7 protein-coding genes and 1 pseudogene are annotated in these 9,502 nt (G+C 49.3%); 7 read left to right on the forward strand and 1 reads right to left on the reverse strand.

The features are described from left to right. The first annotated feature begins 347 nt into the window (after positions 1-347). Positions 348-1,613, forward strand: coding sequence for a serine hydroxymethyltransferase (gene glyA, locus NH344_RS17390; protein ID WP_044630555.1), 1,266 nt, complete (start codon positions 348-350; stop codon positions 1,611-1,613). A gap of 451 nt (positions 1,614-2,064) precedes the next feature. On the opposite strand, the pseudogene NH344_RS17395 reads toward glyA, so the two are convergent. Beyond that, positions 2,065-2,265: pseudogene (locus NH344_RS17395) on the reverse strand (transposase); the annotation flags it as partial. 250 nt (positions 2,266-2,515) lie between these two features. Between NH344_RS17395 and NH344_RS17400 the strand changes: the two are divergent. From NH344_RS17400 to NH344_RS17425, 6 genes are read left to right on the forward strand one after another with little or no spacing between them, the layout of a single operon-like run. Further along, positions 2,516-3,262 (forward strand): hypothetical protein, encoded by a 747-nt coding sequence (locus NH344_RS17400; RefSeq protein WP_044630556.1) that lies wholly within the window; start codon positions 2,516-2,518, stop codon positions 3,260-3,262. Then, positions 3,262-4,548: a flippase gene (locus NH344_RS17405; RefSeq protein ID WP_044630557.1), complete on the forward strand. Its 1,287-nt coding sequence runs from the start codon at positions 3,262-3,264 to the stop codon at positions 4,546-4,548. Before NH344_RS17400 ends, NH344_RS17405 begins: the two co-directional genes overlap by 1 nt. Then, on the forward strand, positions 4,536-5,588 hold the full coding sequence (locus NH344_RS17410) for a nitroreductase family protein (protein ID WP_205408460.1): 1,053 nt from the start codon (positions 4,536-4,538) through the stop codon (positions 5,586-5,588). The genes NH344_RS17405 and NH344_RS17410 overlap by 13 nt, the downstream gene beginning before the upstream one ends. Next, a complete protein-coding gene (locus NH344_RS17415; RefSeq protein WP_044630558.1) occupies positions 5,588-6,712 on the forward strand; it encodes a polysaccharide pyruvyl transferase family protein in 1,125 nt (374 codons plus the stop codon). The genes NH344_RS17410 and NH344_RS17415 overlap by 1 nt, the downstream gene beginning before the upstream one ends. Then, complete coding sequence (locus NH344_RS17420) at positions 6,709-7,992, forward strand: hypothetical protein (protein WP_253028224.1); 1,284 nt, start codon at positions 6,709-6,711, stop codon at positions 7,990-7,992. The genes NH344_RS17415 and NH344_RS17420 overlap by 4 nt, the downstream gene beginning before the upstream one ends. Further along, the gene (locus tag NH344_RS17425; RefSeq protein ID WP_044630560.1) at positions 7,976-9,211 is read left to right on the forward strand and encodes a glycosyltransferase family 4 protein; all 1,236 of its coding nucleotides are present in this window, start codon (positions 7,976-7,978) and stop codon (positions 9,209-9,211) included. The genes NH344_RS17420 and NH344_RS17425 overlap by 17 nt, the downstream gene beginning before the upstream one ends. Positions 9,212-9,502 lie beyond the last annotated feature (291 nt).

Here is a 9,502-nt window from a genome sequence, read left to right on the forward strand (position 1 = left end):
AACAGCTTGCTGAGTTGCGTTAGACTGTTTCATGACCTGCCTCCCTCAATAGTGGCTCTGCATTTTGGTCCCTACCTCAACGTAATCCACGACGTTGAGGAGGGGCAGGTCAATCCATGATGTCTACAGCTGGCCTTATCGATCAAGTAATGTGCCCCCCTGTGGGAGGCCAATTTGTTGGGCGACGGGCACGCATGGTTGTCCATTTGGTCAGAACTTTACCCGGCTCACAACATGAAACATGCTCATGCACCACCTGACGCGGATGCGATGAAAGTCGCGTCAGGCTGCGGTATGATAGCCGCCTCGCTTCTCCATGATGATCCTTTCTAACGAGGTTCCCGCCGATGTTCAGCCGCGACATGACAATTGCCGGATTCGATGATGCGCTGTTTGATGCCATGCAAAAAGAAGTGGCACGCCAAGAAGCCCACATCGAACTGATTGCTTCTGAAAACTACGCCAGCCCCCGCGTACTAGAAGCGCAAGGCAGCCAGCTGACCAACAAATACGCCGAAGGCTACCCAGGCAAGCGCTACTACGGCGGCTGTGAATTTGTCGATATCGCTGAAAACCTGGCCATCGACTACGCCAAGCAGCTGTTCGGCGCGACCTATGTCAACGTGCAGCCGCACTCTGGCTCTCAAGCCAACAGCGCTGTTTTCCAAGCGCTGGTCACACCGGGCGACACCATCCTCGGTATGAGCCTGGACGCGGGCGGCCACCTGACTCACGGTGCCAAGCCCAACTTCTCCGGCAAGCACTACAACGCCATTCAGTACGGCCTGAACGAGCAAGGCCTGATCGACTACGACCAAGTCGCTTCCCTGGCCCGTGAACACAAGCCGAAAATGATCATCGCCGGTTTCTCTGCCTACTCTCAGATTGTCGACTGGGCAAAATTCCGTGAAATCGCTGACGAAGTCGGTGCTTACTTACTGGTGGATATGGCGCACGTTTCTGGCTTGGTCGCTGCTGGCGTTTACCCCAGCCCGCTGCCCCACGCCCACGTGGTCACGTCCACGACGCACAAAACTCTGCGCGGCCCGCGTAGCGGCGTGATTCTCTCGGCCGAGAACAACCCGGATATCGAGAAGAAGCTGCAGTCGGCAGTCTTCCCCGGTGGCCAGGGCGGCCCGCTGATGCACGTCATTGCCGCCAAAGCGATCTGCTTCAAAGAAGCCATGGAACCCGAGTTCAAAACCTACCAGCAGCAGGTAGTGAAGAACGCGCAAGCCATGGCGAAGGTATTCATTGACCGTGGTTACGACATCGTTTCCGGCGGCACTGAAGACCACCTGTTCCTGCTCTCGCTGATCAAGCAGGGCGTGACTGGTAAAGATGCGGATGCCGCCCTTGGCCGTGCCCACATCACCGTCAACAAAAACGCCGTACCGAACGACCCGCAAAGCCCGTTCGTTACCTCTGGCCTGCGTATCGGCACCCCAGCCGTCACCACGCGCGGTTTCGGTGAAGAGGAGTGTACGCAGCTGGCAGGCTGGATTTGCGATATCCTCGATGTACTGGCCAAAGGCGAAGACACTAGCAGCGTCGAAGCCCAAGTGCTGGATAAAGTGGCTGAGGTTTGTGCGCGCTTACCGGTTTATAAATAAGCGGATTACCAGTAGGTTTGTGTTAAAGCTATTTCATAGGCTCTCCTAGGCTACGGAAAGCCAAAAAACGGGCACCCTTAGCAGGGTGTCCGTTGTCTAGTTACCCCAAGGTAACAAATGGTAGTCTAGGTTGGAGAGTAAGGCAGGAATGAGAGGCGATCTCCCCCTCCCTCGTGAAGGGCATCGCTGTTATGCTGCCGCGATTAATTTTGTCTACTTTTAACGTTTTTGCGGTTCAGTAGTGACCCCTTAGGAATAAGGCAACAGTGTTGTAGCATGCGTTAAAAACCTATAAAGGTTCGTTTGTATCGGTCATTTTTTAGTATGTATGCTAACTTGCTGATGCTAGTATCGCCAGTGTGCATGTGCCAAGTTGTATAGCGGCATACTCACCATCCAAAGTTTTGACACTCTATTCATCCTTCCTTGGTAATAGCGCTCCTATTTACAATTATGGGAGGGCTAGGGCTAGCGTGGTTTTGTACGAAAAGTTGGCTCGCAAGCAACGGCCGATGCACGCCACGCATACCATCGCCTTAAAGCTACTTACCAGTTTTTCATAGCGTGTGGCGATGCGTTTAAGCTACCCAAAGCTGCGTTCTATCTCATTCCGTTGCCGGTATTTGGGTTTATCGAACCGTCTGGGTCTGCCCATGGTTTGAGGGGGCGCCACGATATCTTCAATCTGTGCCCAGCCGTCATCAGAGATATTGTAACGTTTGACCATTTTTCCCTATGCCGCTTTTGCATAGGATCGGACTCTAAAGTGTAGCGCTACTCAAGCAGCGGTTGGCGTCAATGCTACATTAACTCACATTTTAAAAATGCTACGCCTGCTTTATTAGTCGCTTGTTCTGAGATAGGATATATGTTTTTGTGAAATTTTATTGTAGAGGCTAGCAATGAAATATCAAGATGAGATTAGCGTCAGTGATGTGCTATGCCTTATTGCACGGCGTTGGAGGTGGGCTGTTACATTTTTTTTACTGCCTGTAGCTGTTATAGCCATTGTGTTGATAGGCGAAACTGAAAAATTTGAGTATCAGTCCGTCTACCAGCTTGCAGAAAAATCTACAGGCGAAGCACTGGAGAAGCCAAGTTCGGTTATTGAAAAATTAAAGAGGATCTATTATCCACAGGCTCAGGCAGAGTTGGCTGGTGAAGGGTTAGTGAAAATTAATGAAGTGACGGCAGAGATAACTTCACCTAGAGATACCTTGCTTATAACAATACTGAGTGAGGCAAGTGAGCAGCAGTCAGAGAAAGTGCAAGTGCTTCATGAGTATATGATGAACGCTCTCCAAGAGTCTCAAAGCGAGCTTTTTGAAAGGTTTGAGAGCAGGGTTCAAGGGCTGCTTGAAAATGCTCGTGAAAACTTTAGCAGAATTAAAGATGAAGAGTCGAATCATGCTGCAGAATTAGCAACTCAATACTTAGACCTGATTGCAGAATACGAAGATCGTCTACTTGCATTGCAAGAAGGCAGGTTGATAATGTTGAACTCTATATCATCTCAATCAAGAGGTCTAAATAGCATATTTTTGCTATTGGTAAGTGTTGTGATAGGTATGGTGCTTGCCGTTGTGGCACCATTGGCAATAGAAGGCTTGTCCAGAGTGTGGCGGATGATAGGAAGTAACAAAAGCTGATGTCACGGCGCCTCTCTATAAAATCTGTGTCATTTCTTTGGCTTGGTTCCTTTGCTGGTGCTGGCCTTGCCTTTTTGTCACAGGTGCTACTTGCAAGACTGCTCAATCCAGAATTATTCGGGCTTTTTGGTGCCGGCTTAGCGCTTGCTATGTTGTTAACACCGATAGCGAGTTTCGGGATTGGGCAGTATTGGCTGAAGGCCTTCGGTGAAGAAGGCTGGCACGGTGTGCGATGGGTCAGGCCATCCATCAAGCTCGTTATATTCAGCACCGCAGTGGCGATGGCCATGCTGCTAATGTGGGCTATCCTGGGGCCCAACACGACAGCAGGTCAAACGCTTCTTATATTTCTTTCTTTTCATATAGCTGGACAAGTAGCTATCGAACTTGTGAGCAGTAAATTGCAACTTGAAGAGCGCTTTGGTGTCTTGGCGTTATGGCAATTTTCACCTCATTTGTTGAGGTTTTTATTGATTTTAGCCACGGTGTTTATCGTGAGCAGTTTTAACTCATTTTGGGTAGGTTGGGTCTATGGCATTACCGCCGCTACTGTTGTCCTATTTGCAGTTTTTTTTATTAAGCAAATGACGACTCACAGATTTCTGTTACGCGGCCATCCTGCTGTGCAAGATGGGAGCGCACAGGAAAAGGTGGGCGTGGTGGATGTGGCAAAGCAGGCATGGCCTTTTGGGTTAGCCGTTTTGGCCTACCTGATTTATTTCCAAAGTGATTTAGCTTTAGTCAAGTATATGGTGGGGGATGCCGAAGCAGGCTTCTACAATGTTGCATTTACTATTATGACAGCAGTTTATCTGTTTCCTTCTGTGCTTTTTCAGAAATTCTTTCTACCTAAGATACATCGCTGGGCGCACCAGGACCGGGAAAAGTTGAGGCAGGTATATTTGGCTGGAAATAAATGGATGCTAGTGATTGGAATTGCCGTGGCTGTTGTTTTAGCAGCACTAGCAGAGCCAGTTGTACATCTGCTTTTTGGTGAAACTTATATCGTATCTGCAAATTACGTCAAGATATTCTGCTTGTCTATTCCAGCCATGTTCCTTGCCTTTTGTTCAGGAGCCATGCTGGTCACGAAAGAGCACATGAAGGTAAAAGTGCGCTTTATGCTATGGGTAGCAGGATTCAATATTGGGCTCAATATTATTCTGATACCAATTTATGGTGCTCTAGCTGCCGCACTTACCACGGTGGCGAGCCAATACCTTCTGGCTGTTCTGTATCACTATGGAGCGAGCCAACGGGTGTTTTCGGAAAAATGGAAGCAGTAATTTTACAGGGCAAGGTGATGCTACAGAATCTAAAGAGCTATGGGCGCGTCCTATTGGCTGGTGGTGGCTTTTTATATGATCTAAAACGTTACTGGTCCTATGCGGGATGGAAAATTCGGCTCGGTGACGCAGAAGAAAGAAATTACTACATGGTAAAGGTTTACCATGCGCTCGAAAAAAGCATGAGCTTTAGTGAGCGGCGTCCCGGCGCTGGCTGGGATAATGCACTGCTTTTGATGGATGCACTGGAAAAGTCAGCAAATGCACAGCAGCACGGCTGTCACGATAACATGTCACTGACAGTGCTAGAAAAATTTCTAGAAGTTGAAAAGCCACATAATCCAGAGAAATGTAGTCAGCTTGCCGAAAGGATTCATAGCATAAAGCACCACTATAGTGAGCGTGATATAGAGCTAATAGATGAACCAGGCGTTATCTGCTTTTCACGAGAAAAAGTTGAGCATGCCCAGCTGAAAGAGCCCGAGAGCTTCTTTTTAACCAGGCATTCTCTTCGAGAATATGCTGCCGAGCCCGTGGATGAGAGTGTCCTGCATCGTGCAGTGAAGCTTGCCATGGGAACGCCCTCGGTTTGCAATCGCCAAGCTTGGCATGTTTATCACCTTAACGGCAGCATGGCACAAACAGCGCTGGCTGAACAAAATGGCAATCGAGGTTTTGGGCACAAGGTTGAGCAAGTGCTTATTGTTGCAGCGGATCTCAAAGCGTTTTGCTCTCCTAACGAGCGCTACCAGCATTGGATTGATGGCGGCATGTTCTCCATGTCACTTATCTGGGCACTGCATTCATTAGGAGTCGCTTCCTGTTGCTTGAACTGGAGCCAGTCTGGCCGTGCTGACATGCGGCTAAGAAGCGCAGTGCCCATCAAGCCAGAACATACGGTGATGATGATGATTGCCATCGGTTACCCAAAAGAGAGCAACACGGTATGCAGCTCCGTTAGGCGGCCTGTTGAGGAAGTGTATACGCTTATAGAAAAGAAGGAACCTGCTCAGAACGCAGCTCAAAGAGGACAGGCCTGATGAAGATTTGTTTTATTACCCTGCACTGGGCAAATAATTACGGTGCAGCACTTCAAACATATGCCATGAATGAAGTGCTGAAAAGGTATGGAGACGTATCGGTAATTGATTACCGAAGTCCGAAGCCTGCCAAGGGAATGCAGGTCATACGAGTAGGAGCTACCGTACGTGATGTGCTCAGGGCCGGGAAAGATGTTTTTCGTCTTATACCGCGTTACCGCGTGATTAATAAGTTCCGCCGTTTTAATGAGCACCACCTGAACTTGACCTCACGCGCAAGAAACCAGTATGACTTATCTACCATTGCGGATGGGTATGATGCAGTGATTGCTGGCAGCGACCAAATTTGGAGCCCAGAAGTCGTTAGCGACCAAGGTAAACTAGACGACGCCTATTTCTTGACCTTTGCCAAAAATAAACGTCGTATTGCGTTCGCCTCCAGCATGGGCTCTTTTCGATACGATGCTAACCTCCAGGCTAAAATAGTTTCATATCTCGAAGATTTTCATGCGTTGGCTGTTCGCGAAAAAGGAACCGCGGGTTTTTTAAGTCAGCTTCTTGGCAGGGAAGTTAGCCATGTTGTTGACCCCTCCCTGCTGCTCTCTCGGCAAGAGTGGGAACAACGGTTTCCTTTAACAGATAAAAAAGAAGACGCTTATATACTGGTCTACGCACTCAAAAAAGATGCGCTACTAAAGCGTGTCGTTGAAGCAGCGGCCCAAGAATTTGGCCTACGAGTGGTAGCGATCGACCAAGATCCCTTCATCAATTATCACGCTGATCAGCACCTCAAAGATGTAGGCCCCAATGAATTTCTCGAACTCTTTCAAGGGGCAAGCTTCGTGGTAACCAACTCCTTCCACGGAACAGCCTTCAGCCTGAACCTTGGTAAGCCCTTTGTGGTCACAACCCCTCCAACAGGCCAGAACCGAATCGCTAGCTTATTGGGAGAAGTGGGCGAGACACAAAGGCTGGTGAATGAAACGACCACGGAAAGCCAGCTCACTCATGTTTTAAGCACCACGCCTGATGCCGCCAAGGTAGAGGTAGCCCTTGCCCAATTACGTAGCCACTCGCTGGCTTTTCTTGATAAAGCCTTACGACAAGAAAGGGTGATTGAGTGAATCGAGAAGTTGGGAGCCAAGACGTTACGAGACAAGAAAAGCCGTATCGCTGGGATATTATTCTTTTATCTTCATTAGCGTTGATACTGCTTCTTCCTAGTTTTGTGTTTGTTGTACTGGACCAGAGCTCCCTGGCCGCAGGGATACTGGTTGCCGGTATGCTGGTTGCTGTGCTCAATACGCGTAATATTCTGAACTTCCTCTTCTCTGGCATCGTATTTTTGCTGCTGCTCCTGCTATGTGCCATCAGTGCAAGTGCATTTTTCAGCCTAGCGAGCAGTGGTGAAGTAAAGCCTCTTATGTCCCTAGTGGTTATCGTAGTACTGCTTGCTGCGGTGGCCCTTGGCCGACGGGTACACATCATGAATTACGAGGTGCTTATCCGAGCGGTATACTACTTCCTACTATTTCTTGTGGCGTTAGGTTGGCTAGCACTGATATGGACACCCGCAGCATGGGGCTACACGTTGCTGGAAAAGCCTGTTTTTCCTTACTCGGAAGAGAGCCACTATGCGTTAGCAATCGGTATGCTGGCGTGCGGGCAAGTCTATGTTGATAAAACATCACGCTCGCTTTTCATACTTACCAATATGTTCCTACTGGCCATATTATTCCCGAATTTGACCTTGCTGGTTTTCTTTCTGATCGCCGCTTTCATATTCACGATGCGATTTCAGCCGATCTTCTTCTGGATCCTGTTGGTATCCGGCTTAATAGGAGCAATATTTTTTGCGCAGTTTGTATTGCCGCATTTCGAATACTTTTCAAGTCGGCTAGATTTTAGTGAAACCAACAACCTAACAACCTTGGTCTTCCTCCAAGGCTGGGCGATGGCATGGCTAAACTTGGTAGAAACCCAAGGGGTAGGGCTTGGTTTCCAGATGTTAGGCGAGGTAGGAACCACCTACCCTCATTACACCGCTAGAATCGTGGATTTGACCGGCCGTGAATTTAACACCTCCGATGGAGGATTGCTGGCAGCCAAAGTGATCGCTGAGCTAGGGATACTAGGGGTGGTGCTAGTCGGCCTTTATTTAATATTCATCTTACGCTTCGTGATAAAGGGAAATGCGTGGCGTTATAGGGTGAATATTTTGCCCTTGGTGGAACGTCAAGAGGCCATGAAACGCCTAATGTTACTGGGCTTTGCGTTTGGCTTCCTTGTAGAAGTGTTCTTAAGGGGGTACGGCTACTTCTCTCCTGGCGTTTTTTGGCTAGTAACGATCTTATATGCACTAGATCGCATGCGTGCAAGGAGGCAGAGTGAGCTTACAGAGTGAGAGGCTAAATATCGTTATTATTAACGATTACGCCCACGTCCAAGGCGGGGCGGCCCAAGTCGCAATAGAAAGCGCCAGAGGATTAGCTCTGGCCGGGCACCATGTCACCTTCGTGTACGGTAGTGGTGATATTAGTGATCGGCTTCAGCACGAAAATATAACCCTATTCGAGCTGGGTCAGCACGACCTATTGTCTAACCCTAGTCGGCTGGACGCTGCCCGTAAGGGTATCTGGAACCGTATGGTGGAAGTAAAGCTGTCTGAACTGTTTCCCCAGTTACCCCAGGCCACCACCATTATTCATATTCACACTTGGGTGAAGTCGCTATCAATCAGCGCAGTAACAGCGGCAACCAAGAGCGGCCTGCCGGTAGTAGTGACGCTGCACGACTACTTTTCAGTATGCCCCAATGGTGGGTTTTATAATTACCAAACACAGCAAGCATGCACCCTGAAACCCTTATCGGGGGCCTGTCTAGCCACGCACTGTGATGCCCGCAGCTATCCGCAGAAGCTATGGCGCTATGCTCGTCAAATGGTGACGACGCTAGGCGGTATGCCGAAAAATATTCAACATTTTATTTATGTATCAGAATTCAGTCGTCAGGTGCTTGCCCCATACTTGCCTTCTGAAGCGGCCTACTGGCATGTGCCAAATCCAATTGATACCCAGCGGCGCCCCCCACAGGTACCCAGCGACTCACACACCATTAGCTATATCGGCCGTCTTTCAAAAGAAAAAGGAGCCGATCTTTTTACCGCTGCGGCAAGCAACTGCGACTTCCAGACACGCCTAGTCGGGGAGGGTGATTTAAAAAGCGAGCTTATAACAAAGCTCCCCAATGGTGAGTTTACCGGCTGGGTAGATCGCACCTCGGTAGACCATTACATCGGCACTTCCCGTGCCATCGTATTCCCATCACGCTGCTACGAAACACAAGGCATGGTAATCGCCGAAGCAGCCGCCCAAGGGGTGCCCTGTATCGTCTCTGATGCCTGTGCCGGGAGAGATTTTGTTGAGCACGAGGTAACAGGGTTATGGTTTCGCAGCGGTGACGCAGAAGGCCTGGCAGCGGCTATGCAGCGCCTGCACGACGACCCACAACTCGCCGACAAATTGGGTCAAGAAGCCTATGCGCAGTTTTGGAAATCACCCCCTACAATTGATCAGCACATAGACACCCTGACGGCGTGCTACTCGCAAATACTGCACAGGTGAAGTCAACTCTTGCTCCACAGCGCTTTTGCCATCCTCTGCATTGAGATAGAACGCTGCGAACTCAGCATGCGTCTGTCTTAGCAGAGATGTCTTAGCAGAGCGCGTAGCCGGGTGAAACGTGAGCGCATGTACGATTGCGCCGCTCCTCTAGTGGTTAAAAACAGTACCTGAATCCGTGAAGCCGGCGCCGACACTTTCCCTATCACCGCCAGCGAGCACTTTTTGATCATTCGCCCCGTGCAAGTTGGCTTTCGCAAGCCCGTTATTGCCAAAACCCACCGTGCTGATCGG

It is taken from the genome of Halomonas sp. Ps84H-12, assembly GCF_024124725.1.
Classification (GTDB): domain Bacteria; phylum Pseudomonadota; class Gammaproteobacteria; order Pseudomonadales; family Halomonadaceae; genus Vreelandella; species Vreelandella aquamarina.